Source organism: Bradyrhizobium commune (genome assembly GCF_015624505.1).
GTDB classification, from domain to species: Bacteria; Pseudomonadota; Alphaproteobacteria; order Rhizobiales; family Xanthobacteraceae; genus Bradyrhizobium; species Bradyrhizobium commune.
This window is the reverse complement of sequence record NZ_CP061379.1, coordinates 1520736-1546746: the sequence shown is the minus strand read 5'-3', so window position 1 is coordinate 1546746 and position 26011 is coordinate 1520736. Positions and strand designations below refer to the sequence as shown.

At 64.0% G+C, this 26011-nt stretch carries 24 protein-coding genes; 6 read left to right on the top strand and 18 right to left on the bottom strand.

Annotation, left to right across the window (positions count from 1 at the left end):
* Positions 1–4 precede the first annotated feature (4 nt).
* The 9 genes from IC761_RS07325 to IC761_RS07285 form a co-directional block, all read right to left on the bottom strand.
* Positions 5–1276: an amino acid ABC transporter substrate-binding protein gene (locus IC761_RS07325; RefSeq protein ID WP_246791553.1), complete on the bottom strand. Its 1272-nt coding sequence runs from the start codon at positions 1274–1276 to the stop codon at positions 5–7.
* Positions 1277–1312: 36 nt separating this feature from the next.
* A complete protein-coding gene (locus IC761_RS07320; protein WP_195802592.1) occupies positions 1313–2044 on the bottom strand; it encodes an ABC transporter ATP-binding protein in 732 nt (243 codons plus the stop codon).
* Entirely contained in the window at positions 2034–2798 is a 765-nt protein-coding gene (locus IC761_RS07315) for an ABC transporter ATP-binding protein (protein ID WP_195802591.1), read from the bottom strand. The genes IC761_RS07320 and IC761_RS07315 overlap by 11 nt, the downstream gene beginning before the upstream one ends.
* Complete coding sequence (locus IC761_RS07310) at positions 2795–3793, bottom strand: branched-chain amino acid ABC transporter permease (protein ID WP_195802590.1); 999 nt, start codon at positions 3791–3793, stop codon at positions 2795–2797. The genes IC761_RS07315 and IC761_RS07310 overlap by 4 nt, the downstream gene beginning before the upstream one ends.
* On the bottom strand, positions 3793–4671 hold the full coding sequence (locus IC761_RS07305; RefSeq protein WP_195802589.1) for a branched-chain amino acid ABC transporter permease: 879 nt from the start codon (positions 4669–4671) through the stop codon (positions 3793–3795). Before IC761_RS07305 ends, IC761_RS07310 begins: the two co-directional genes overlap by 1 nt.
* Positions 4672–4771: 100 nt before the next feature.
* Positions 4772–5755 (bottom strand): quinone oxidoreductase family protein, encoded by a 984-nt coding sequence (locus IC761_RS07300; RefSeq protein WP_195802588.1) that lies wholly within the window; start codon positions 5753–5755, stop codon positions 4772–4774.
* 31 nt (positions 5756–5786) lie between these two features.
* The gene (locus IC761_RS07295; protein WP_195802587.1) at positions 5787–6230 is read right to left on the bottom strand and encodes a cupin domain-containing protein; all 444 of its coding nucleotides are present in this window, start codon (positions 6228–6230) and stop codon (positions 5787–5789) included.
* A 57-nt stretch (positions 6231–6287) separates the two neighbouring features.
* Positions 6288–7199, bottom strand: a complete 912-nt coding sequence (locus IC761_RS07290; RefSeq protein WP_195802586.1) for a dihydrodipicolinate synthase family protein — start codon at positions 7197–7199, stop codon at positions 6288–6290.
* Entirely contained in the window at positions 7199–8362 is a 1164-nt protein-coding gene (locus IC761_RS07285) for a zinc-dependent alcohol dehydrogenase (RefSeq protein ID WP_195802585.1), read from the bottom strand. Before IC761_RS07285 ends, IC761_RS07290 begins: the two co-directional genes overlap by 1 nt.
* A gap of 187 nt (positions 8363–8549) precedes the next feature.
* On the opposite strand from IC761_RS07285, the gene IC761_RS07280 reads away from it, so the two are divergent.
* From IC761_RS07280 to IC761_RS07270, 3 genes are read left to right on the top strand one after another with little or no spacing between them, the layout of a single operon-like run.
* Positions 8550–9194: a FadR/GntR family transcriptional regulator gene (locus IC761_RS07280; RefSeq protein ID WP_195802584.1), complete on the top strand. Its 645-nt coding sequence runs from the start codon at positions 8550–8552 to the stop codon at positions 9192–9194.
* 28 nt (positions 9195–9222) lie between these two features.
* A complete protein-coding gene (locus tag IC761_RS07275; protein ID WP_195802583.1) occupies positions 9223–10308 on the top strand; it encodes an LLM class flavin-dependent oxidoreductase in 1086 nt (361 codons plus the stop codon).
* 25 nt (positions 10309–10333) lie between these two features.
* On the top strand, positions 10334–11221 hold the full coding sequence (locus tag IC761_RS07270) for a polysaccharide deacetylase family protein (protein WP_195802582.1): 888 nt from the start codon (positions 10334–10336) through the stop codon (positions 11219–11221).
* A 38-nt stretch (positions 11222–11259) separates the two neighbouring features.
* On the opposite strand, the gene IC761_RS07265 is transcribed toward IC761_RS07270, so the two are convergent.
* Together IC761_RS07265 and IC761_RS07260 are read right to left on the bottom strand one after the other, a co-directional pair.
* Positions 11260–12099 (bottom strand): outer membrane protein, encoded by an 840-nt coding sequence (locus tag IC761_RS07265; RefSeq protein WP_195802581.1) that lies wholly within the window; start codon positions 12097–12099, stop codon positions 11260–11262.
* 231 nt (positions 12100–12330) lie between these two features.
* Positions 12331–14652 (bottom strand): molybdopterin guanine dinucleotide-containing S/N-oxide reductase, encoded by a 2322-nt coding sequence (locus IC761_RS07260; protein ID WP_195802580.1) that lies wholly within the window; start codon positions 14650–14652, stop codon positions 12331–12333.
* A gap of 276 nt (positions 14653–14928) precedes the next feature.
* Between IC761_RS07260 and IC761_RS07255 the strand changes: the two genes are divergently transcribed.
* The 3 genes from IC761_RS07255 to IC761_RS07245 all read left to right on the top strand — a co-directional run bounded on the left by IC761_RS07255 (position 14929) and on the right by IC761_RS07245 (position 18578).
* Positions 14929–16716 carry a peptide ABC transporter substrate-binding protein gene (locus IC761_RS07255; RefSeq protein ID WP_195802579.1) on the top strand — a complete coding sequence of 596 codons (1788 nt, stop codon included), beginning with the start codon at positions 14929–14931 and terminating at the stop codon, positions 16714–16716.
* A 1026-nt stretch (positions 16717–17742) separates the two neighbouring features.
* Positions 17743–18213, top strand: a complete 471-nt coding sequence (locus IC761_RS07250) for a DUF302 domain-containing protein (protein WP_195802578.1) — start codon at positions 17743–17745, stop codon at positions 18211–18213.
* Positions 18214–18254: 41 nt separating this feature from the next.
* Positions 18255–18578 (top strand): hypothetical protein, encoded by a 324-nt coding sequence (locus tag IC761_RS07245; protein ID WP_195802577.1) that lies wholly within the window; start codon positions 18255–18257, stop codon positions 18576–18578.
* A gap of 6 nt (positions 18579–18584) precedes the next feature.
* Here the strand turns inward: IC761_RS07245 and IC761_RS07240 are convergent, their stop codons facing one another.
* From IC761_RS07240 to IC761_RS07210, 7 genes are all read right to left on the bottom strand, one after another.
* Complete coding sequence (locus tag IC761_RS07240; RefSeq protein ID WP_195802576.1) at positions 18585–19286, bottom strand: SDR family NAD(P)-dependent oxidoreductase; 702 nt, start codon at positions 19284–19286, stop codon at positions 18585–18587.
* 31 nt (positions 19287–19317) lie between these two features.
* Positions 19318–20124 carry a glutathione S-transferase family protein gene (locus IC761_RS07235; RefSeq protein ID WP_195802575.1) on the bottom strand — a complete coding sequence of 269 codons (807 nt, stop codon included), beginning with the start codon at positions 20122–20124 and terminating at the stop codon, positions 19318–19320.
* A 30-nt stretch (positions 20125–20154) separates the two neighbouring features.
* Positions 20155–21354, bottom strand: a complete 1200-nt coding sequence (locus tag IC761_RS07230) for an ABC transporter substrate-binding protein (RefSeq protein WP_195802574.1) — start codon at positions 21352–21354, stop codon at positions 20155–20157.
* 73 nt (positions 21355–21427) lie between these two features.
* Positions 21428–22588: an iron-containing alcohol dehydrogenase gene (locus tag IC761_RS07225; RefSeq protein WP_195802573.1), complete on the bottom strand. Its 1161-nt coding sequence runs from the start codon at positions 22586–22588 to the stop codon at positions 21428–21430.
* A 36-nt stretch (positions 22589–22624) separates the two neighbouring features.
* Positions 22625–23635 carry an NAD(P)H-dependent flavin oxidoreductase gene (locus IC761_RS07220; RefSeq protein WP_195802572.1) on the bottom strand — a complete coding sequence of 337 codons (1011 nt, stop codon included), beginning with the start codon at positions 23633–23635 and terminating at the stop codon, positions 22625–22627.
* A gap of 20 nt (positions 23636–23655) precedes the next feature.
* Positions 23656–24843: an acetyl-CoA C-acyltransferase gene (locus tag IC761_RS07215; RefSeq protein ID WP_195802571.1), complete on the bottom strand. Its 1188-nt coding sequence runs from the start codon at positions 24841–24843 to the stop codon at positions 23656–23658.
* 13 nt (positions 24844–24856) lie between these two features.
* The gene (locus tag IC761_RS07210; RefSeq protein ID WP_195802570.1) at positions 24857–25987 is read right to left on the bottom strand and encodes an acyl-CoA dehydrogenase family protein; all 1131 of its coding nucleotides are present in this window, start codon (positions 25985–25987) and stop codon (positions 24857–24859) included.
* Positions 25988–26011 lie beyond the last annotated feature (24 nt).

Here is a 26011-nt window from a genome sequence, read left to right as displayed (position 1 = left end):
GCCTTCAGTTCTGCGCGGCCTTCTGCGCATTCACGAAGGGATAGACCAAATCGCCGGACTTGTACTTCGGCGGAAAGATGATCACTTCCTTGCCGGGCTGGGTGAACTGCTGGATGTCGTTGCCCTTGATGTTGCGGAATTGCACCGCGAACATCCGTGGCTCGACCCATTCACCGTCCGGACCGAAGGTGATGTCGCCCACCACGGTCTGGAACGTGTGGCCGTGGATATAGCTGATCAGCTGCTGCTGATCGACGCCGCCGGTCTTGGTCACGGCCTCGCCGAGGATCTGGAGCGCCGAGTAGACGAACGCCGGCACGTAATAGCCGAGCGCATCGACACCCACCTCCGCCGCCTTGGCCTGGTACTTCTTGAGCATCTCCTCGATGCCGGGGAATTTGACGGTCGGCTCGGGGATATATTGCTCGAAGCTGACGACGCCGTTGAGAGCTTCGCCGAGCTGCTGCTTGATCGCGGCATATTGTGTGCCGACCATGGCGCCACCGAACACCTTTGGCTCGAGATTGATCTCGTGCGCCGTCCGGATGATGCCGACCGTATCAGACGGATAGGACGCGACGAACACCAGGTCCGGCGACGTCGCCTGGAGGGCCTTCAGCACCGGCGTGAAATTCACCGTCGTCGGTGGATAGACCTTGTCATAGACGATGGTGAGGCCGAGCCGCTTGGCCTGTGCCCGGGCGCCTTCGAGCGCGTTCTTGGCGAACTCCGCATCCGCCCCGACCAGCGCGACCGTGGTCGGCTTCGGGCTCATCGCGATCGCGTTGTCGAAGAAGCCGCGGGTCAGCGAATCCTTGCCGTTCGGCCCATAGGGCTGGATCTGGAAATAGCCGGGATATTTGAACTGCTCGTTGATGGCGAGCGCGAACATGCCCATGATCAGCCGCTTGTGCTGGATGATCGTCGGCATCGCCGGCGCGGTCTGGTTGGTGTTGTTGGACAGCAGCAGGTCGACCTTGTCGACGTCGAGCAGCTTCGAATAGATGCCGGGCACGAGGCCGGGGTTGCTCTGGTCATCATAGGCGACGAGCTCGACTGGCCTCCCGAGCAGGCCGCCGGCCTTGTTGACCTCGTCGGCCCAGATTTGCGCGCCGAGCAGCGCCGCCTTGCCGTTGCCGGCGAGCGGCCCGGTCAATTGCATGCCGAAGCCGATCTTGATCGGATCCGCCGCGCGCGCTGCGTCGGTGGACACAAACGCGGCAATCATCATCGAGAGCGCCAGCGTGACGCCCCAGAAGCCCTTCAGCCGAAACATCCTCACGTCTTCCTCCCTGGTTTATTGTTTGGAACTCTACATGCCGAGGTAATGCTGCCGTATCAGATCGCTCTGCTGCATCTCTTCGGGGCTTTCGCCGCGGAAGGCGATTTCCCCGTGGACGATCACATAGCCCTTGTCGGCTATCCGCATCGCCTGGATAAAGTTCTGTTCCGCCATCAGCACGGTCAGATGATAGCGCTCCTTGAGCTGCGCGATCATGTCGATGGTGCGGCTGACGAACAGCGGCGCTAGCCCGACTGACGGCTCGTCGACGATCAAAATGCTCGGCGCCGACATCAGCGCCCGCCCCAGCGCCAGCATCTGCTGCTCGCCGCCGCTCATCGTGCCGGCGAGCTGGGCGCGGCGTTCCGCCAGCCGCGGGAACGCCTCGTAGCAATACGCCATGTTGTCCTTCAGCCGCGCCCGCGCGGTCGGACGATAGGCGCCGAGCAGGAGATTCTCCTCGACCGTGAGGCGCGGAAACAGCCGGCGGCCTTCGGGCACCAGCGCCACGCCGAGATCGATGATCTCCTCGGTCTCCTTGCCGATCAGATCATGGTCCTTGCCGTCGATGGTCGCGACGATACGGCCCGAGGTCGGCCGCACCACGCCCATGATGGTCTTGATCAGCGTGCTCTTGCCGTTGCCGTTGGTGCCGAGCAGCGTCACCGTCTCGCGCGGGGCGACGTTCAGCGACACGTTGTGGAGGACGCGGACCGATCCATAACCGGCCGAGACGTTGTCGATGCGAATGCTACTGGCCAAGATACGCCCCTATCACCCGCTGATCCGCAATCACGTCCTTTGGCGCTCCGTCCGCGATCTTCTCGCCGGCGACCAGCACGACGAGACGCTCCGAGAACGCCATCACCGCGCGCATGATGTGCTCGATGAAGATCACGGCGACACCGCGCTTGTTGAGCGCCAGCAGCAGCGACAGGATCTCGTCGACCTCCGAATGCGACAGGCCCGCGAGCGCCTCGTCCGAGACCAGCAGCGTCGGGTCCGTCGCCATGGCGCGCGCGAGCTCGAGCTTGCGCATCTCGACCTGGGTCAGGTCGCCGGGCAGGCGATGCAGCTTGCCGCCGAGACCGAACTCGCCGAGCAGGTCCGTGCCGCGCGCGCGGATCTGCTGCTCGGTCAGGTGCGCGCCGCCGCGCGCATTGACGGCATAGACCAGCGGGATGCGGAGATTGTCGAGCAGCGAGAGGCTGTGGAACGGCCGCGGCAGCTGGAAGCTGCGGCCAAGGCCGAGCCGCGCGCGCTGGTAGGAGGACAGCTTGTCGATGTTCCTGCCCGCGAACGCGATCGAGCCACCGTCGGTCTGGAGCGCACCGCACAGGCAGTTGGTGAACGTGCTTTTGCCCGAGCCGTTCGGGCCGATCAGACCGACCCGCTCGCCGGGCCGCACCGCGAGATCGATCTTGTTCAACGCCACGAAGCCGCCAAAGCGCTTGGTGATGCCGCGTGCATCGAGAATCAGATCGTTCGCCGCCGCGGCGCTCGCCTCGACCGTCATTGGCTGCTCCGCTTCTCGGGAACGAGTATCGCCGCAAGCGGATTGGTCTCAGGGTCCACCTTCTTGCCGCCGATGGACCGGATCAATCCAAGGATCCCGTTTGGCGCGGCGATCACGAAGATCACGAGCAGCACGCCGACCACGAGCAGATTGACCGATGACGATATCATCACTGTCATGGCCTGCTGCATGGTGCCGAGCAGCACCGCGCCGATCACCGGCCCGAGCCAGCTGGTGGTGCCTCCGACCAGCGGCATTGCGACGCTGTTCACGGTATAGGCCAGGCTGAACGAGGAGGTCGGCTCGACATAGGTCAAATAGAACGGCAGCGGCGCGCCGGCCATGCCCATCAGGGCGCCGCTGATGGCGGCCGCGACCAGCTTGAGCCGCAGCACGGGAACGCCGGACGCGGCCGCCGCGGTCTCGTCGTCGCGAATGGCGGCCAGGCCAAAGCCGAAGGTCGAGCGCTCGATCACGCGCGCGGTGACGACGGCTGCGACCGCGAGCACCGTCATCAGGAAGAAGAGATAGGCGACATAGCTGCCGAACACCGGCACCTCGCTCGGCCGCATGATGTAGATCCCGCGCGATCCGCCGACATAGTCCCAATTGGTGATGAAGGTCTGGACCACGACCGAGAGCGCGAGCGTCGCGATGGTGAAATAGACGCCGCGCAGGCGGATCGTCAGATATCCCATCGCAAGTCCAACGGCTCCGCACAACACGCCCGCAATGGGAATGAGCACGGGGATCGGCAGATCGAGCCATTTATTCAGCGCCGCCGCGCTATAGAGCCCGATGGCGAGGAATGCCGTGGTGCCGAAATTGACGTAGCCGACATAGCCGCCGAGGATGTTCCAGGCCGTGGCGAGCACGACATATTGCAGGACGAAGTAGGCCGCGAACACATAGTACTCGTTGGTCACGAACAGGCTCGCCGAGACCAGCGCAACGCCGACCAGGCAGGCAAGCAGGATGAAGCGCCCGTTCGACATCAAGCTCTCCCGAACAGGCCGGCGGGCCTGACCACCAGGGCGATCAGCAGGAAGCCGAAGGCGATCGCGGGCGACCATGACGGGCCGTAGAAGGTCGCCGTGATGCTCTCCGCAACGCCGACGATCACAGCCGCGATGAAGGTGCCCGGCAACGAGCCGATGCCGCCGAGGACGCAGATCGCAAAGATGCGGCCGATATAGTCGCGCCCCATCGACGGCTCGACCGGCTGGAGAATGATGAGGAAGGCACCCGCCATCGCCGCGGTGGCTGTGGAGAGACCAAACGCAATGCGCTTGACGCGTACGGGTGCGGCGCCCATCAACTGAAGCGCGAACTTGTCCTGCGCCACCGCCATGATGGCACGACCGGTAAAGGTGCGCGCGAAGAAGATTTGCAGGCCGATCAGGAGCAACACAGAGGCCAGGAACGGGATCAGCATCCGGACCGGCAACGAGACCGGCCCGATATTGTAGGACGGCCCGATATAGGGCGCCTCGACCAGGCGATAGTCGACACCGAAGATCAGCTGAAGGCCGACCTCGGTGATGAACAGCAGGCCGAAGAAGAACGCAAGGCCGCGGATCAACTGCGTTCCGCGCCGCTCGAAGGCGAATTCATAGGCGCTGTAGAGCAGCGTGCCGAGGAAGTAGAACGGCACGGTCGCGAGCACGCCGACCAGGATCGGATCGAGGCCGAACTGGGAGTTCAACACATAGACGATGAACGATCCGAGCAGGATCAGCGCCGGATGCGCGATGTTGCTGATGCCGAGCATGCCAAAGGCGATCGAGATGCCGACCGCCATGGCGGCGTAGAAGCCGCCGACGAGAATGCCGGACACGATGGAATCGAGCAATAATCCTGCGAACTGTCCCATCCGCTCCCGGTCTCCTCCTGTTTACGCACGCTACCGAAATTGTTGTTTTCGTTTTTCGCGGGTCACATGGAGGCGGGCGTTCCCGCCTCCATCAATAGGATCAGGGTATCAGCAGCGAGGACCCTTTTGTCGATCCAGCCTCGAGATCGCGATGGGCCGTCGCCGCCTCGGCCAGCGCATAGCGGTGCCCGATCATCGGCTTGATCACGCCGTTGCCGACCAGGTCGAACACGGCGGCGGCCGAGGCCACCAGATCCTCGCGCGCGGCGATGTAGGTCGCAAGCGTCGGCCTCGTATAGTAGAGGGAACCGTTCTTCTGGAGCAATGCCGCCTCGAGCGGCGGCGGCGCGCCGGTGGTGGCACCGAAGGTGACGAAGAACCCGCGCGGGGCGAGCGAGGCCAGCGTCGATTCAAAGCTGTCCTTGCCGACGGAATCATAGGCGACTGCGACGCCCTTGCCGCCGGTCAGTGCCTTCACCCTCTGCGGAATCCGTTCGGTCTTGCGGTCGATCACCGCATCATAGCCATGCGAGAGCGCCAGCGCCGCCTTCTCTCCGCCGCTGGTCACGCCGATCATGCGGGCGCCGAGATGCTTGCCCCATTGGCCGGCGATCAGGCCGACGCCGCCGGAGGCCGCATAGAACAGCACCTGCTGCCCCGGCTTGACCGCAACGCAGCGGTTCAGGAGATATTCCGCCGTCATGCCCTTCATCAGCACGGCTGCGGCGGCCTCGTCACTGACGGATTGCGGAATGGGAACGAGGCGCGCGGCCGGCATCAGCCGGTGCGTCGCATAGGCGCCGGGCGCCGAGCCGCCATAGGCAACGCGGTCACCGACCCTGAACCCGGTTACGTCTTCGCCGATTGCTTCGACCACGCCTGCGGCTTCTGCGCCGAGGCCGGCCGGCAGATCCAGTGCATAGGAGCCGTCGCGGAAATAGACGTCGATGAAGTTGAGGCCGATCGCGGTCTGCCGCAGCAACACCTCGCCCTTGCCCGGTGCGGCCAGCTCGACCGTCTCCAGTTTCAGGACATCCGGCCCGCCCTGCGCGGCCATGCGAACTGCCTTGGCTGTCGTACCCATACGAGAATTCCTCTCTGCCGATCCTGCCCGGTTACGATGCCATCTTGATGTCAGCGCCTTGCGGAATTGTCAGCCGCACGCTGTCGGGGACCGAAAGAGGCTTGTTTACGCTGTCGAGGAACTCGACCGTGGTGAACAGCAAATCCGTGGTCCCGATATTCTCAACCGCATGCACCATGTATTCGCCCGCACCGAAGGCGAGATGCTTGGTCTCGCCCTTGCAATGCTCGACATCGACGATGCGGCCGTCCTCGAAGTAACCGCGCGCCTTGCCCGAATTGTGCGCGGTCCAGAAATAGGTCAACACGTGGCGGTGGAAGCCGCAGCGCTTGCCGGGCGCAATCGACAGGTGCCAGACCCGCACGCGGTCGGTCTCCGACACCAGCACGCTACCGACGCAACCGCTGTTGCGCCCCTCCTCATATTCGCGCTGCACTTCGACGGGCCAGTGGGCGCGGGGATTTGAGTCTGACATGAGCCGTTTCCTTCCAGATGCTTGCCGCTTTCGCGGCCATTGGTCCGATGACGCCGGTCAGGCGGCGTCGCGCGCGTCGCCGATCTGACCCAGCCGCTCCATCTCCCGCCTGAGCGAAGCGGTCTGTTCCGCCGACAGGCCGCGCAAAGGCGGCAGCATGCGCAGCCAGCCGGAGTCGCCGGTGCGCCAGGCATGAACCTGCTTCACGGCGGGAATCAGCGGGAATTTCTGAATGGTCTGCCGGAAATCCGTCAGCCGTGCCTGGAGCGCCTCGCGCTCGGCGCCGCTCGCGCGCAGCACGTCGCGGGCAAGTGCGGCGGAAATGTTGGTCGATCCGGAGATCACGCCGGCACAGCCGGCGGCAAGGCCTGCGGTCAGCACCGCCTCAGTGCTTGGATAGACGTCGAAATCCTCCGGCCCGACATAGGATTTGGCTGAGTCGAAATTGCCCGAGGAATCCTTGATGCCGGCGATGATGCGGCCGAACTTGTCCCGCAGCCGCGCCACGAGCGCGTGCGAGATCGGCACCATCGTCACCTGCGGGATATGGTAGAGATAAAGGTGAAGCCGGCTATCGCCGAGCGCCTCGATGATCCGTGAGTAGTAGTCGTAGAGCCCCTCGTCCGACGGCTCCTTGGTGTAGTACGGCGGCAGCACGAGCAGGTTGGAATAGCCTGCGGCGAGCGACGCCTTGCCGATCGCAATGGCGTCACCAAGCGACGGCGAACCTGCGCCGAGGATGACTGCATCCGGAGCGATGCCCGCAGCCGCGAGCGCTTCGGGCACGCGCTGGCGGAACAGGAACGGCAGCGCCGCCGCTTCGCCGGTGGTGCCGAGCGGCGCGACGCCGTCGCAGCCTGCCGCGATCAATCCGCGGCAATAATTGACGAGGCGCTTGAGATCGGGCTCGCCATCCGCGCCGATCGACGTGATCGCCGCAGCGTAGACGCCTTTTTTCGCCTTGCTCATCACGCCACTTCCTTCCTGGTCTGGGTCACGACGCCGCGGGTCTTGACGACGACCTTGATCGCGTCGTCGACGCGGTTGCGCGCGTAATGCAGCGCCATCGGCAGGTCCGTGAGCGGGAATGTGTGGGTGTGGATCAGTGTGGCATCGAAGCGCTTCTCCGCCATCAGCGCCATGGCGCGGTGCGTCGCACTCTTGCCTTCGCCACGAATGCCGTAGACGTAGATGTTGTTCTTCACCAGCGCGCCGATGTCGGCGAGCACCGGTTCGTGCGGGAAGGCCGCGAGGCAGATCCTGCCGCCGCGATTGACCATTTTCGCGGCCTCGTTGATCGCCGTGTCGGTGCCGGCGCATTCGACGACGTAGTCGGCGCCGCGACCCGTCATCTCCTTGACGACCGCGACGATGTCCTCGTTGCGCACGTTGACGACGCGGTCCGCGCCAAGCTTGGTGCCGATTGCAAGCCGGGCATCGCGGGTGCCCGACAGGATCACCGGATCGGCGCCGAGCGCTTTCGCAACCGCCACCGCAAGGAGACCAATCGGACCCGGCCCGGTGACGACCACGCTCTCGCCGGCAACAAGCCCGCCGAGCTCGGTGAGGCCGTACATGGAGGTGCCTGCAGTCACGACCAGCGTCGCCTCCTCGTCGCTCATGTCATCGGGCACGCGCGACAGCGTATTGATGTGGTTGACGGCGTATTCGGCAAAGCCGCCGTCGGTCGTGAAGCCGTTGGCGCGATGGCCCTTGTCGACACTGCCGTAGTTCAGGCCGTAGTTGTGGCAGGAGGTGTACATGCCCTGCCGGCACCGCTTGCACTGGCCGCAGCCGGCGTGGATCTCGACCGTGACGCGCTCGCCGATCTTGTATTCGTCAACGCCGGGGCCGAGTGCCGCGACCGTGCCCATGTATTCGTGGCCAGGCGTGAAGTTCTTGTTGAAGGGCGGACCGCCCTGGATCAGCGCCGGCGTGCCGTGCTCGATGATCTCCAGGTCCGTTGCGCAGATCGCGACCGCATCGATCCGCACCAGCACCTCCGCCCGCTTCGGCATCGGCACGGGTTTTTCAGTCAGGCGAAGCTGGCCGGGGTCGCCCAGCACCCAAGCCTTCATCGTGTCGGGAATGGGCATGTCGGTTGACGCGTGAACGCCAGCGGCCTCGACCATCGCGACAATCCTCACCTAATGGTCAACCAATTTTTGTAATTGGCTCTTTGATTGGTTGAAGCCTCGCCTTCAATTCAGCCGCTGTCAACGCCTAACTTTCATCGCCGTCATTTTGGTCTTGCACTTGTGAACGCAGACGCCGTGAATTACAGATTGGTTGATATTGGTTGCGAAGAGGATTGATCCGGTGTTCGACTTGTTGGCCCGATTGACTGAGAGCGGTCCCGGCACCCGCCTTCCTCCGGAGCGACAACTCGCAGCGCAATTCGGCGTTTCGCGCAACGAGATCCGCAAGGCGCTGGCCCGGCTGGAATTGGACGGCCGTCTTTCGCGCGAAGTCGGCCGCGGCACCTTCATCCGTGCGCCCGCGGAAGCCGCGACCTCCAACCTCGATGCGCTGCGCGATAGCACGAGCCCGCGCAATGCAATGGAAGCGAGGCTCGTGCTCGAGCCGGAGCTTGCAAGCCTCGCCGCGGTCAACGCCACGTTCAAGCAGATCGAGGGCATGCGCGTGCTGGCACAGCAGATGCGCGAAGCCGAGACCTGGAAGGATTACGAGACGCTGGACGGGCGGCTGCACTGCCTGATCGCGGAGGCGACCGGAAATCCGCTGCTGTCGGAGATCCACCGCACTGTCGACGACGTGCGGCGCGCCGTGGTCTGGCGATGGCTCGATACCAGGCCGGCGCGTCCGCCTCAGGACTACTCCTCCTTTGCCGAGCACGACGTCCTAATCGATGCGATCGAGCAGCGCGATCGCATCGGGGCCATGGAAGCGATGCGCCGGCATTTGCGGACCACCGTGGACAGGCTGATGGGAACGCAGGCTTGAGCTCCACACAACTTACAAGGTACCGGCCATGAAACTGGGCTTCTTCACGATGCCGATCCATCCGCTGGACAAAGACTGGCGACAATCCTTGCAGGAGGATCGCGAAGCATTTTTGCTCGCCGACGAACTCGGATTCTCCGAGGCTTACGTGGGCGAGCACGTCACCGACAAGGCGGAGAACATCACCTCCTGCATCGCGTTCCTCGCCTGGATCGCCGCGGCGACGAAGCAGATCAAGCTCGGCACCGGCACCGTCAACATGCCGAATGTTCACCCCGCAACAGTCGCCGCGACGATCGCGATGCTCGACCACATGCTCGACGGCCGGCTGATCTTCGGCATCAGCCCGGGCGGCCTGCTGTCGGATGCGGAATTGTTCGGCACGCTCGATCGCGATCGCAACGCGATGTTCCTCGAGGCGATCAACCAGGTGCTCCAGATCTGGGCGAGCGAGCCGCCATACAATATCGAGGGTCAGTTCTGGAACATCACGACGCAGAAGACGCAGATGGCCGATATCGGCCAAGGCATCATTGCCCGCCCCTTGCAGCGGCCGCATCCGCCGATCGTCGTCACCGCCGTCGCGCCGTTCTCCAAGGGTGTCACCGAAGCCGCCGCGCGCGGCTGGGATCCGATCTCGGCGAACTTCCTGATGCCGATGTGGGTGAAGAGCCACTGGCCGAAATATGTCGAGGGCTGCGAGCGCGTCGGCAGGACGGTCGACTTCAACAACTGGCGTGTCGCCAAGAGCGTGTTCGTCGCGAACGACATGGCAACCGCAAAGGCCTATGCCACCGATCCGGACAGCCCCTATGTCTACTATTACCGTTCCCTCTTCACCAAGCTGAAGCGGAACGGCCGCATCGAGCTGTTCAAGACGCGGCGCGACCAGCCGGATGACGAGGTCACGCTCGAATCGGTCTGCGACAAGCTCATCATCTATGGCACGCCCGACAGCGTCGCCGACCAGATCCTCGCGCTTCAGGACGAAGTTGGCCCGTTCGGCGCGCTGCTCTATGCCGGCAAGGATTGGCGCGACCGCGAGCTTGGGCGACGCTCGATGATCCTGATGGCCGAGCAGGTGATGCCGCGCATCGCCGCCGGCCCACGATAGCCCTGATCTGGACAGGAGGCTCGCGATGGCCCTCAGTGACCGCATTCCCTATCAGGCCCTGATCGACCGGCCGAAGCTGAAGCTGCCCAACGGCAAGCGCCTTGCCGTGTGGGTGATCCTCAATGTCGAGGAGTGGCGGATCGAGAACGCCATGCCGCGCGTCGTGCTGAGCCCGCCGATGGGACAGCCGCTGCTGCCTGACGTGCCGAACTGGTCATGGCACGAATACGGCATGCGCGCGGGCTTCTGGCGGCAGTTCAAGGCGCTGACCGATCGCAACATGAAGGTGACGCTGGCCGCCAATGCCGATGTCTGTAACGCCTATCCGCGCGTCGCCTCGGCCGCGCGCGAGGCCGGATTCGAATTCATGGGCCACGGTTTCCTGCAAGGCCCGATGCACAAGCTCGCCGACCAGGGCGACGCGATCAAGCGCTCGGTCGAGACCATCGCAGAATTCACCGGACGCGCGCCGCGCTCGTGGGAGTCTCCGGGGCTGACCGAGACCGAGGAGACGCTAGACCTGCTGCGCCTCAACGGCATCGAGTATGTCGCCGACTGGGTGATCGACGATTTGCCGCAGGACATCGCGACGCCGCACGGCACCATCACGACGATCCCCTATACGGTCGAGACCAACGACATCGTCGTCCATGCGCTCCAACACCTGCCGTCCGACCAATTCCTGAAGCGCGGCATCGATCAATTCGACCGGCTGTATCTCGAGGGCGCCGACAATGCCCGGGTGATGGCGATTTCGATCCATCCCTACATCACCGGCGTGCCGCACCGGATCAAATATCTCGAACAGCTGCTCGATTACGTCATCGGCCACGATGGCGTCGCGTCGATGACAGCGAGCGAGATCGGCGACTGGTACCGCTCGGAGATGAAAAGAATAAGCCCCGGCGGTTAGGCCGGGGCTTCGGAATTTCGAGCGACACTCAAGACGGATCAGTATTTCGCGACCACCGGGCCAGCTGCGAATTCGTAGCTCAGCCTCGCGCGAACGGCGTCGGTCTTGAAGTCGCCTGCGTTGACGTTGAAGTTACAGATCAACGCTGTACAGCCGGCGCTGCCAGATCCAGTCGCGCCGAAAGAGTGCGATTGCAACTCCATGTGAAGATATTCGACGCCGACGATCCAGTTGTGATTGAACTTCCACTCGGCGCCTGCGCCCGCAACCCAGCCGACCTGGGTCGATCGGTTGAAGCCGGCAACCAACTGACCGGTTGCCGGGAAGTTGGCCGTCCAGGAGTTCGCGACCGAACCGTAAGCCACACCACCGGTGCCATATAGCAGAAGGTTCGGCGTCGCGAGGAAGCCAAGCCTGCCGCGGGTCGTTCCAAACCATTCGAGCTTCGAGCTCGCCGCGCCGTTGTAAGGGACAAAACCGGTTCCGGTATTCGGAAGAGCGACTGATGCGGTCGACTTCACATCGGTCCATTGAAAATCGGTCTCGACACCGAACACGATCGACTTCACCTGCCAGTTGTAACCGAGCTGGCCGCCGACTTCGCCGCTCGTACCGGTGTTGTGGCCATAATCGCGCGGACAGGCGCCGGCGGCGAAGCACGCCGCCCAGAAGGCTGTCGTGCCGGGGTCTGCCGGGGTGGACGTCAAATGATTGCGCCCCCAAATTCCTCCAGCATTGATGCCAAGGTAAAAGCCAGTCCAGCTATCGACCACGGGCGGTGGCGGCAGCGCTTTGACTGCCATGTCTGCGGCCGAAGCGGCCCCAAGGCCAGTCACGAGCATCAATGATGACAAAATAGAGGTCAGTCGCAACTTCATGGAAGCCTCCAACCAGTCAAACCAACTTGAATGTTTCCGGACATTACACCCCGTGGCCTGTACCGCTGCATGCAACCTCTGCTATCGGGACAGCAGACCAACGCTTTTTGCGGAACCGTTGCAGCAAAGCGACAATTTGCCCTCAAACCGGGCAGTCTTGTTCCCGCATTGGAACCGCCGCCTTTGAATATCGGCTTCGCGCGACACTAGTCCCTGTCCGCGGCGTCAACCTTAAACCGGATCGAACGCGCGGATCGGCGGCAGATTGCCGGTGAACTTCTCCACCTCCACGGTCGTGAGCTGGCCGGTGCAGCCTTGCGCAAAGGACGAGGTGCCGATGTCGCGGGTGAGCACGTTCGGATTGCCGTGAACGCAGAGCGGCGCGTCCTCCTCAGGGTCCATCGGGTCGTACCAGGCCCCGGTTGGCAGCTGCACGATGCCGGGCGCGATGCCGTCGGTGACGTTGACCGCGGCAAGGCAGGCGCCACGCGCGTTGAACAGGCGGATGATGTCGCCGTCCTTGATGCCGCGCGCCTCGGCATCGCGCGGATTCATGCGTGCAACCTCGCGGCCGCGATGTTTTGCACCCAGCGAATGTCCGCCGAAGTCGAGCTGGCTGTGCAGCCGCGTCACCGGTTGGTTGGCGACGAGGAAGCACGGCGCGCCGGGCTTTGGCATGTCGGTCTTGTCGAGCCAGACCGGATGGCCGGGGCAATCCGCATCGTTATGCGCCGCGATCTTTTGCGAAAAGATCTCGATGCGTCCGCTCGGCGTCGGCAGCGCATGCGCGACCGGGTCCTCGCGGAAAGAGCGCAGCCGGCCGCCGTCGTCGGGCTGCTGCGGCACGACCAGGCTGCCGCGCTGCCAGAATTCCTCGAAGCTTGGCGCCTCCAGGCCGCGCTTGGCGAGCGAAGCGCGGGTCGGCTCGTAGAGATGTTCGAGCCACTGCCGCGACGTGCGGCCTTCGGTGAAGGGCTCGCGGGCGCCGAGACGATCGGCGAGGTCGGCGAAGATGTCGTAGTCGTCGCGCGCGAGCCCAAACGGTTCGGCGATCCTGTGCATCGCGACCATCAGCGGATCGTTGGTGGAGTAGCCGATGTCCTCGCGCTCCAGCGTCATGGTCGAGGGCAGCACGATGTCGGCGTGCCGTGCGGTCGCAGTCCAGGCGAGCTCGTGCACGACCAGCGTATCGACTTGCGCGAACGCCTTGCGCAGGCGGTTGATGTCCTGGTGGTGATGGAACGGATTGCCGCCGGCCCAGTAGACCAGACGGATGTCCGGATAGGTGCGCGTCTCGCCATTGTAGCGATAGGTGCTGCCGGGGTTGAGTAGCATGTCGGCGATGCGCGCCACCGGGATGAAATCGCGGACGCCATTACGTCCCTGCCCCAGCGTCGGCCCCGGCACGTCGTTGACACGGCGGCCGTAATAGCCGATCGCCCCGAGCGAATAGGCATAGCCGCCACCGGGGAGACCGATCTGGCCGAGCGCGGCCGCCAGCACCATGCCCATCCACACCGGCTGCTCGCCATGCTCGGCACGCTGGAGCGAATGCGAGACGGTGATCAGCGCGCGCTTGCCGGCGAGGCGCCGCGCCAGCGTGCGGATCGTGCTTGCGTCGATGCCGCAGATCGCGGCAGCCCATCCGGCGTGCTTGGACTGGCCGTCGCTCTCGCCGGTGAGATAGCGCAAGAACACCGGCCAGCCCTCGGTGTAGCGATCGAGGAAGGCCTGGTCGTGCAGACCCTCGCTGACCAGCGTGTGGACGATGCCGAGCATCAGCGCGGTATCGGTGCCGGGGATGCAAGTCATCCATTCGGCGCCGGCTTCGACCGGCAGATCGTCGCGCAACGGGCTCATCAGGATGAACGCGCAGCCGCGCTTGCGCGCCGCTTGCATCGCACCGCGCTCGACATGCTTGCTGATCGAGCCGCCGGCCACCATGGAGTTCTTCAGCGCCATGCCGCCGAAGGCGAGCACGATCTCGGTCTCGGCCGCGATCTGCTCCCAGGTGACGTTGCGCTTGGTGATGTCCTCATAGCCCGCCATGATCTGCGGCAGCAGCACGGAGGACGCGCCCGACGAATAGGAATTGACTGATTTCACATAGCCGCCCATCGCAATATTGAGAAAGCGATGCACCTGGCTCTGCGCATGGTGGAGGCGGCCCGCGCTCGACCAGCCGTAGGAGCCACCAAACACCGCGCCGGGGCCGCGGGTGTCGCGGACGCGCGCCAGCTCGTCGCCGAGCAGGTCGAGCGCCCTCTCCCAGCTCACCGAGACGAATTCGTCGCGACCGCGGCGGTCGTCGGGGCCGGGCCCGCGCTCCAGCCAGCCACGGCGGATCGCCGGTTGCGCGATGCGCGCCTGATGACGGAGCGCTCCGGGAAAATTGTCGATGATGCCGTTCGGATCAGGATCGCCCGCATAGGCCCGAACCTCGAGCCCGGCCTTGCCGTGACGCGCCGAGAATACACCCCAATGCGAGGTGTGCGGCCTGAAGCCGTCGGAGAGGTCAAGGCCGGGGTCGGGGAAGCCAATCGTATCGTCCATCGCGTGGTCCTCGTCGCGGAGCGCCGTGCAGGCCGCCTCGGTCGCAATCATCGGGGCACTATAATGAGGCAGCCGCATGGAGGGCAATTGCTTACCGATGTTCGCACCGCGGAGCATAGCGACACCGCAAGGGTCGGAGCCTTCAACATCGCTGCCATTTCGCCGCAGGGCTTCCCTGCTGCTCTGACTCCACCAGGTCCCGAAATCCTGAGCTAAAGTGCATGTAAATTGCATGGCCGGTGACGACTTTTCTGATGGGAAAATGGGGGTCATCCGATGGACGAGAACCAAATCCGCAGCCTGATCGCGGAAGTGAAGCACGGCACGCTGTCGCGACGCTCGTTCATCCGGACCATGGCTGCGGTGGGGATCACGGCGCCGGTCGCAGGCCAGATCCTGGCCTGGAACGACGTGGCGATGGCGGACGCCACGCTCGCCTACAAGCCGGCCAAGGCCGGCGGCGGCGGCCCGCTCAAGATCCTGATCTGGCAGGCCCCCACCCTGCTCAATCCGCATTTCGCGCTCGGCACCAAGGACCAGGTCGCATCGCGCATCTTCTTCGAGCCGCTGGCCGGCTGGGACAAGGAGGGCAACCTGATCGCCTGCCTCGCCGCCGAGGTCCCGACCAAGGCGAATGGCGGGCTTTCGGCAGACGGCATGAGCGTGATCTGGAAGCTGAAGCAGGGCGTGACGTGGCATGACGGCAAGCCCTTCACCGCCGACGACGTCGTCTTCACCTGGAGCTATGCCGCCGATCTCGCGACCGCGGCGTATACAACGGGATCCTACAAGGACATCATTGTCGAAAAGATCGACGATCATGCTGTGAAGGTGATCTTCAAGAACCCGACGCCGTTCTGGGCCGACCCCTTCGTCGGCCCGGTCGGCCAGATCCTGCCAAAGCATCATTTCGGCGACTATGCCGGCGCCAAGTCGCGCGATGCGCCGGGCAATCTGAAGCCGGTCGGCACCGGTCCCTACAAATTCGTCGAGTTCAAGCCGGGCGACCTGCTCAAGGCCGAACGCAATCCCGACTATCACGTCAAGAACCAGCCGCATTTCGACACGATCGAACTCAAGGGTGGCGGTGACGCGGTCTCCGCGGCGCGCGCCGTACTGCAAACCGGCGAATACGACTATGCCTGGAATCTGCTGGTCGAGGACGAGGTCCTCAAGCGCATGGAGACCGGTGGCAAGGGCAGAGTGGAATTCACGCCCGCGGGCGGCATCGAGTTCATCATCCTCAACACGACCGACCCATGGACCGAGGTCGACGGCGAGCGGTCCAATGCCAAGACCAAACACCCGACGCTGTCCGATCCGGCCGTGCGCCGGGCGCTCAATCTCCTGATCGACCGCGAGGCGATCCAGAAATTCATCTACGGCCGCGGCGGCATCGCGACCGCGAGCTTCGTCAACCAGCCCTCGCAGTTCAAGTCGAGCAAGCTCAAATACGCGTTCAACGTCGACAAGGCGAACCAGATCCTCGAGGAAGCCGGCTGGAAGATGGGCGCGGACGGCATCCGCGAGAAGGACGGCAACAAGCTCAAATACGTGTTCCAGACCTCGACCAACGCGCCGCGGCAGAAGACGCAAGCGATCATCAAGCAGGCCTGCCAGAAGGCCGGCATCGAGATCGAGCTCAAATCGGTCGTCGCATCGGTGTTCTTCTCGTCGGATGCCGGCAACCCCGACACCTACACGAAATTCTATTGCGACATGGAGATGTACAATGCGACGCAGCCGCAGCCAGATCCGGAACGCTTCCTGAACCAGTGCGTCTCCTGGGAGATCGCCAACAAGGACAACAAATGGCTCGGCCGCAACGTCTCGCGCTGGTCCGATCCCGAGGCTGACAAGGCCTACAAGGACGCACAGAAGGAGCTCGATCCGGTCAAGCGCGCTGCGTTGCTGATCAAGGTCGACGAAACCTTCTGCGAGGCCAACATTTTCCTGCCGCTGCTCTCGCGCAACATCGTCGGCGGCGTCGTCAATGGCCTTATGGCGGATATCTCGGGCTGGGACGTGACGACGTGGAATCTCGGGGCCTGGTATCGGAGTTGAGAGGGGACACTTGCTCACCTCGTCATTGCGAGGAGCCCTTGCGACGAAGCAATCCAGAATCCCTCCGCGGAAAGACGCTGGATTGCTTCCGCCTTCGCTAAGGCTTCGGCGGACAAGTCGCTGCGCTCGCAATGACGGAGCAGGGGGCGGCATCGTCGTTCTCAAGTTCGCATCTCAACTTGCAGACAAGCATTGGCATTCTCGCGGCTGGTTTCGCCCGAGCTTTGCTTCATCTCTCCACCCTCTTAGCCAAGAGGGCGCAGGGAAGACCGGGTGCTGACCTCGCACCCGCGGTCTGCTGCGCGAATGTGTAGCGCAAAAAGACCGCACAGCAGCATACAGGTGGCGCCAATCACTCGGCCTTCCCTGCGCGATGGTCGGACGGCTTATGCCGTGCTCTCCCGGGAGCCGAACTTTCCTTCTGGCCTCCCTCGCGCCTGCAGAAGTCACCGACACCGCGCCGGTTGACGCGACTGCCGCATCCGCAAAGCACTTGACCGTAGCAACGACGGCCAGGACCACACGGTTTTGCCGTACGCACGGCCCGCCATTCCGCCGCAGTTTTTCCAGCCCTGTCGACAGAGCCGGAAACTTGCAGGCGAGACGAACCTGACAGCGCCGCTCGTCGGCACGCGGTTTCGGGCTCGCAGGGACTACCCGCCCTGCCCGCACCTCTCGCGCCCAACGCTGCCCGCGTCCACCGCAAGCCCGGCTCGCAATCAAGACGACACGAGATCGCCCCTCAAGGATGAGCCGGGATACCGCGACACATACGCCATTTCCGAATTTCTGTAAAGTCGAATATTTTTGCAAGGAGGGGTTGACGGGGTCCCGAAACAGGGTTGCGAAGAAGCCGACTGACGGCGTCTCACCGTTCCCTCTGATCAAGTCGGCCGCGTTGCCGCAAATGCGGAACAAGGCGTGCGGCCGAAATGTCCGCTAGCCCTCACGGCTTCTAACAAGACCTAACATGCAATCAGCGCGGCCTTGGATCAGTATCATGACCGAAGGTAGGAGCGGATGATCATGAGGCTATCGGCACTGATCAGGATCCTCGCTGTTGTTGCAGCGACGTGCTTATGGGAGGCGCAAGTCATGGCCGCAGACGGACTCATCAGCATCAAGAGCAGTTTTGGACCGGAAGAGACGATGAAGCGGCTCGAAGCCGAGGTGAAGGCCAAGGGACTCACGGTGTTTGCCCATGTCGATCATGCCGCGGGCGCTGCCGCCGTCGGCCTGCCGCTACGGCCGACCGATCTCCTGATTTTCGGCAACGCCAGGGGCGGCACGCCGTTGATGCAGCAGACGCAGACCGTTGGCATCGACCTGCCGCTGAAGGCGCTGGTCTGGCAGGACGAGCAAGGTGCGACCTGGCTGTCCTACAACGATCCAGCCTATCTCGCGGCACGTCACGGCGTCGGTGAGCCGGCCAAGGCCGCCGTCGGCGCCATCACGACTGCCTTACATGCGATTGCGACCAAGGCGACTGCGCCATAGATCGAGTTGGCGGTTTGACACTCGTGCCTGAGGAGAGGTCCATGACCAGCACCAACACGCCATCGACGATCGCGACATCCAGCCCGCGCGACGGCAGGCTCGCCCGATGGGCGGTCATTGCCGTGCTGATCGCGCTGCTCGTCGCGACCTGCGTGCTCGCCTATCTCGGCTGGACCAGTACGGATATCCCGGTGCCGGAGTCCGGCTACGTCGCCCTGGTGTTCGGCGTCGTGTTTTCGCTGGTCGTCGGTGCCGGCTTGATGGCGCTGGTGTTCTACAGCAGCCGCGGCGGCTATGACGAACCGGCGGTGCTGATCAAGGAGCCGGAGAGCGACGAAGACGATGTGCGGGGCAGGCCAGGCTGAGGCCGCCTACCAGCTCTCTCCGAAAGGCCGCAATTCAACATTGAACGACCATGCGGTGCGATCCTGGTGCACGACGTGCCAAATCTCGTCCGCGATGGCGCGCGGCTTGATGAAGAAATCGTCCGGCCGGTCCGGCCAGCGTTTCCGCGTCCACTCCAGATCGATCACAGCATCGATGACGACATAGGCGACGTGAACGCCCTGTGGCCCAAGATCGCGCGCCATCGCCTCGGCCAGAATTCGCTGCGCCGCCTTGGTTGGCGCAAAGCCCGCAAAGCCGGCTTTGCCTCGAAGTGCCGACGTGTTCCCGGTGGCGACGATGGCGCCCTTGCCGGCCTCCACCATCGCGGGGGCGAACCGCCTGGCCAGATACAGCAGCCCCATCGTGTTGACCTGGAAATTGCGATTCAGAATGGATGGGTCGATCTCGCGGAATGTGCCGAATGCGCCACCAACCGCGTTGTGGATCACCACGGCGGGATTGCCGAGATCGCGCTCCACGGCGGCGCCCACCGCGTCGACCTGCTCGGGATCGGAGACATCGCAGCGATATCCCTTCGCGCCCGGCAACTCCTTCTCCAGGGCGGCAAGACGCTCCTCGTTCCTGGCGAGCAGAGCGACGCGATAGCCACCCGCAGCAAATCGTCTGGCGAGAGCGGACCCCGTGCCGGGCCCAACGCCAGATATCAGACAGACAGGCGCGGTCATGCGATCAACCCTCCATGTTCAGCCAACAGCTTCAGGCGCCAGCCTTCGACAACAGCTTCTCGACATACGGCTTGAGATCGGATCGGAAATGCTCGTGCTCGACGAGGCGGGCGAAATGGGCAAAAGTCCGCGGATATTCATCCTGCACCGCCGGATGCAGGATCCTGTCCAGCCCCACCTTGGACAACTGGTCGGCCCGCGCATGCTCATTCATGAACAGCGCAAGCTCTGCGGCAAAGCAGATATCGGCGAGCGATATTGCCGTGCCCACCAGCGCATCCCGCCCCGAGGACAACGCCTGCTCGATCCCCGAAGCATAGATCCCAAACGCCTCCCTGGCTCGCGCGTGAACGGCAGCATCGACCGTGCCGCCCGACAGCGCGAGCAGGTAAATCTGCGAATCCCTGGCAAAGACCAGGCTGACATCGAGAAAGCTGTCGATCCTGGACGCCTCATAGGCGTCACGCCCATACAGCGCGAACCTCGTCTCGCCGAGCCGTGCCACCGCCCGCATGATGCTGTTCGATTCGAAAACCCCGACCTCGCCGTCTGGCCCGAAAGCGGCAGGCACATTACCAAAGGGCTGCGCCTCCATGAACGCGTCGGTCTTGAAGAGTTGCGACCCGGTCAGCCCGACCCGCCCGGTTCGCGCCAGCGCGGACAGCGACGTGCGTTCGTGCTCCGCCAGCGGGCGGGCATTGTAGTCCCACAGCCAGTCCCGAAGGTCCTTGGCCGGGGCTCCCCTGATCTCGACGTCCACACCGCAGAAGCGCGCTGCGATGGTGGCTTTCCAGACCCGCGGGTTCGGCAAATAAGAGAATATCCGCAAGTCAGCCATGGTGGATTCCTGCTATCAGACCCAAAGGCACTATTCAGAGCTTGCGTCGAGAATGTCACCGAACGGCTCCCAGCGGCTCCCTGTCCAGCGCTGAAGCTGGAGTTGCGTCCAGATCATGTTGTTGGCTTCGCTGGTGTTGATCCGGATGCCTGGCAGCGCTGTCGACAGCGTGACGTTCTTGAGCGACTTCGCCTGCTTGATGACGTTCTCGCGCGAGACGTCATCGCCGCATTGCTTGAGAATCTGCTCCAGCAACATACCCTGCTGGTAGCCGGTCAAATAGCTCGTATTGGTGATGTCGGAGCCCGCCAGATATTGATCGAAGAACGCGCGATAGGTCTTGATGCCCTCGTCGTCCGCCCATTTCTGGTCATTCGGATCCTTGTTCGGGGTCCCGACGATCACACCAATGGAATTCTCCAGGCCCGCGGGCTTGAGCGTGCCTGCAACCGAGGATGAAGGGAAGTTGATCAGCACCGTCGCTTTCCAACCGGTCTCGGCCGCGCGGCGGATGGCCTGCGCCGCAAATTTCGGCGTTCCCGCGACGAACAGCGCTTGCGCGCCAGAACTCTTGAGCGAGACGACCTGGGAGTCGACCGTCGGTTCCGTGACCTCGTAGCTGGCCGTGACCACGCGCTTGTCGAAATCTGCTCCCAGCGCCGCCTTGAAGGCGTTGACGTAGTCGCGGCCGAGATCGTCATTCTGGAACAGGATTGCATACTTCGCCGATGGCAACGCACGCATCAGATATTTTGCGTAGATCTTGCCTTCGGTGTCATAGCTGACGAGGCCCGTCGTCGTCAGCGGATAGTCCTTGACGCTGCTGAACTTGCTCGCACCGGTGACGATCGCGATCGTCGGCACGCGCTTCGCGGCGAGATATTTCGCCACGGCGGAGTTGCCCGCGGTGCCGAGCTGACTGAACATGAAGGCAATCTCGTCGCTCTCCACCAGCCTGCGCGCATGCTCGAACGCCTTTGGCGGGCTATACGCATCGTCGAGCATGACATAGTCGATCTTGCGTCCGTTGATGCCTCCGCGGTCGTTGATCGACTGCACGTAAGCCTGCACGCCGCGCCCGACCTGGCCGATCGAGGAAGCGGGTCCGCTGAGCGGGAAAATGCCGCCGATCTTGATTGTTGTCGCTGTGACGCCCGGCGTATCGCCCGCCCAACAGGGCGCGGATGCCGCCATCAAGAGTGCACAGGCCAGTCGGATGCCCCTGAACATCGCGCGTTCCTCCAATGCTGTTTTTGCCCACGGCCTTCCCTGCGGCAGGCCGTGACGAATGTATGAGGCCGCTTCAGGCGGCCAGTTTGAGTATCTTGACGACGTCGCCGGGCTCACGGATCGGCTGCGGATTTGCCCGCGTGAAGATCGACAGCATGGCGTTCTTGCCGATCAACTCGAAGCGGTCCTCGGCAACGCCGACATCCGCGAGCCTCCGCGGCAAGCCGAGGTCTGCGACGAACGTTGCAAAGGCATCGCTGGCATCCCGTTCGGGCGCACCGAGCGCGGCTGCGACCAATCGCTGAGCCGCTTCCGTGGCGGGGCGGTTGTACCGAAGCACGCTTGGCATCATCACCGCCGTGCAGAAATAATGTGGCACGTCGCAAGTGCCGCCGAGCACATGGCCAATCGCGTGGCTGGCGCCCATCGGGACCCTCGCCTGCAAGCCGAAGGCCGACATCCAGGAGCCGAGCTGGCAATTCAACCGCGCCGCTTCGTCGTTCGGATTGTCCTTCGTGCGCCGCAGCCCATCGGACAGATAGCGCAATCCCTGCTGACACACGGCGTCCACCAGCACATTCGGGCGGCTGGAGCAAATCGCCTCGATACCGTGATCCATGGCCCGCGTGCCGGACCCCAGCCAGAGCTTTTCAGGCGTGTATCTGGTCATCGCCGGGTCGAGGATGATGCTCCGCGGCATCATCATGGGATGGTTGAATATCTGCTTGAGCTTGCGTCGGGTGTCCGTGACCAGTGCACCGGAATTGTACTCGCCGCCCGACAACGTGCTGGGAATCGCGATCATCCGGACTTTCGGCGCGCGGAATTGCCCGAAGCGACGATCAGGCGTGGTCTCGAAGCCGTCGAGGCCGTCCTGTTCGAAGATTTCTTGCTCCATGCACATCAGCACGATCTTGGCGGCATCAACCACCGAGCCGCCGCCGATCGCAACCACCAGATCGGCCTTGGCGTCGTGGGCGTGCTTCGCGACCTTGACCACCACCTCGCGGGTGGTGTGCTGCGGGATGCCGTCAAACGTCGCGGCGTGACGGTCGCCCAGCGCTGCGCGGATCTTCTCGATCTCGTCCGTCGTCGTGTTGAGCGTACGGCTCGCGATCAGGTAGACGCGCTTGGCCCCGAGCCGCTCAGCTTCCTCGCGGAGCGCCTCCGCCGCCGGCTTGCCATAGATCACCGATTCCATGGTGGGATATTGATAGCTGCCGATGACGCTCATGTTCGCTCCTTCGATGCTGGTGTAATCCTTTCGCGATCAGGCGACCGCGCGGGCCGGTGTGGTTTCGAAAGCACCGTCGAGGAAGCCGGTCAGCCGCTGCCGGATGATCTGCTCGGCCTCGCGCATGATGCGGTCGATCAGCTCCTTGACCGTCGGGATGTCGTGGATCAGGCCGACCACCATGCCGCAGCTCCACGCGCCGGCATCCATCTGGCCGTCGATCATCACCTTGGGGTAGACGCCGGCGACCTGTTCGTGGATGTCATCGATCTTCAGCGCGGCGCCCTTCTCGCGCTCGATCTGGAGAAGCTCGTCGACGCCCTTGTTCTTCAGCACGCGTTCGGTGTTGCGCAGCGCGCGCATCACCAGCACCGTGTCGAGCTCGGTCGCCCTGACCAGCGCCTGCTTCACGTTGTCATGGACCGGGGCTTCCCTGGTCGCGATGAAGCGGGTGCCCATGTTCATGCCGGCGGCGCCCATCGACAGCGCCGCAACGAGGCTTCGGGCGTCCGCCATGCCGCCCGATGCCACGAACGGAATCTTCAGTTCGTCGGCCGCCCGCGGCAGCAGGATCATGTTCGGGATATCATCCTCGCCGGGATGACCGCCGCATTCGAAACCGTCGACGCTGACCGCGTCGCAGCCGATCTTCTCGGCCTTCAGCGAATGCCGCACCGAGGTGCATTTGTGGATCACCTTGATGCCGGCGGCCTTCAGGGCCGGCATGTACGCTTCCGGGCTGCGGCCGGCGGTCTCCACGGCCTTCACGCCACCCTCCCTGATCGCGGCGATGTATTCCGGATAAGGCGGCGCCGTGAAGCTCGGCAGGAACGTCAGGTTCACGCCGATCGGCTTGTCCGTCATGTCGCGGCAGCGCGCGATTTCCTTCGCCAGCAGTTCCGGCGTCCTCTGGGTCAGGCCCGTGATGATGCCGAGGCCGCCGGCATTCGACACGGCCGCCGCCATCTCGGCGAAGCCGACATAGTGCATGCCGCCCTGGATGATCGGATGCTGGATGCCGAAAAGTTCAGTGATTGCTGTCTTCACGCGAAAACTCCGTTTTCCGATCAGTGGACGATTTCAAACAGGCCGGCCGCGCCCATGCCGCCGCCGATGCACATGGTGACCACGCCGTATTTCGCCTTGCGCCGCCGGCCCTCGATCAGGAGATGGCCGGTCAGCCGTGAACCCGTCATGCCATAGGGATGGCCGATCGCGATCGAGCCACCATCGACGTTGAGCTTGTCGGGATCGATGCCGAGCTTGTCGCGGCAATAGATCACCTGCACCGCGTAGGCTTCGTTGAGCTCCCAGAGATCGATGTCGTCGATCTTCAGACCGTGCCGCTTCAGGAGCCGCGGGATCGCGACCACGGGACCGACGCCCATCTCGTCCGGCTCGACGCCGGCGGCGACGAAGCCGCGGAAGATGCCGAGCGGCTTCAAGCCCTTCTGCGCGGCGACCCTGTCGCTCATGATCACGCAGGCGGAAGCGCCATCGGAGAGCTGGCTGGCATTGCCGGCGCTGATGGTCTTGCCCTCGAACACCGGCTTGATCTTGGCAAGGCCTTCTGCGGTCGTGTCCGGACGCGGGCCCTCGTCCTTGGACAAGGTCACCTGCTGATACGTGACGTCCCTGGTGTCCTTGTCGACGACGGCCATCCTGGTCGTGATCGGCACGATCTCGTCTGCGAAGCGGCCGCCCTGCAATGCGGCACCGACGCGGCGCTGGCATTCGAGCGAGTATTCGTCCTGCCGGTCGCGTCCGATCTTGTAGCGATCGGCGACCACTTCGGCCGTCTCCAGCATCGACATGTACATTTCGGGCTTCATCGCCATTAGCTCGTCGTCGACGGCGTGGAAGCGGTTCATGTGGTCGTTCTGCACCAGGCTGATCGACTCGATGCCGCCGCCGATCGCGATCTCGACGCCGTCAAGCATCACCGAGCGCGCGGCAACCGCGATCGCCTGGAGGCCGGAGGCGCATTGCCGGTCGATCGTGGTGCCAGCGACCGTGACCGGCAGGCCGGCGCGGATCGCACCCTTGCGGGCGACGTTCATCACCATGGTGCCCTGCTGCATGGCGCAGCCCATCACCACGTCCTCGACCTCGCCGGGCGCGATGCCGGCGCGCTTCACAGCCTCGGCCATCACGTGGCCGGCGAGCGTCGGACCGTCGGTGTTGTTGAGCGCGCCGCGATAGGCCTTGCCGACGCCGGTGCGCGCGGTGGAAACGATCACTGCTTCAGTCGTCATGTCTGCCTCTCTGCTAGGCTGCCGCATCAAGCTGCGCGTAGCGCAACAGGTGAAAGGCGGGATCGCCGAATTGGATGTTGATGGAGGAAATCCGCTTGAAATAATGCCCGACGTTCAATTCGTCAGTCATGCCCATGCCGCCGTGCAGCTGCACCGCCTGGTCGGCGATGAATTTGCCGGCATAGCCGATCTTGGTCTTGGCTCCGGACGCTAGCCGCGAAACTCCAGCCTCGCCTGCATCCAGGGTCAGCGTGAGATGCTGCATCAGCGAAAGTGCCTCCTGATGGGCGATGAACATGTCGACCATCCGATGCTGCAACACCTGGAAGGATCCGATCGTCGTGCCGAACTGCTTGCGGGTCTTGGAATAGTCCAGCGTCGCGGAATTCAGCTCAGCCATCGCACCGACCGCCTCGGCGCAGAGCGCGCCGATGGCACGGTCGCGACAGGCTTCCAGCGCGGTCACGCCCTCGCCCTCCTCGCCCAGCAACTGGCCGGCGACGCCGCGCAGGCTGATCTCCGCCGCGCGACGGCCGTCGATCGTCTTGAAGCTCTGGAGATCGAGGTTGGCGGCGCGGCGGTCAACAATAAAGAGGCTGACGCCGTTACGATCGCGCTGCTGACCGGAGGTCCGCGCCGAAACGATCAGATAGTCCGCCCAGGGCGCGGCGATGATCGCGGTCTTCTCACCGGTCAGCACATGGCCCTTGCCCTCGCGCCGTGCCGTGGTGGCGACGCTGGCGAGATCGAAGCGCGAGCCCTTTTCGCTCCAGGCAAGCGCCCAGGTCCTGGTGCCGGCGATGATGTCCGGAATGAAGCCTTGCCTCTGCCCGGCCGACCCGGCGCGCTCGAGCAGGTGGCCTGCGAGCACCACCGTCTCGACGAACGGCTCGACCACGAGGTGACGGCCGAACTCCTGCATGATGATCATGGTCGACAGCGGACCGCCGCCGAGACCGCCGACCTCCTCGGCGAACGGCGCCGCCAGCAGGCCGAGCTCGGCGAAGGCCTGCCATTGGCTGCGGCCGGTCCCTTCCTCGCTCGCGAGGATCTTGCGGCGTGCATCGAAATCATACTGGTCGCGCAGCAGGCGCTGGACGCTGGATCGGAGCAGCTCCTGCTCTTCCGTGAACTGGATATCCATCCGCTTCCTCCCGTGCTGCTGTTT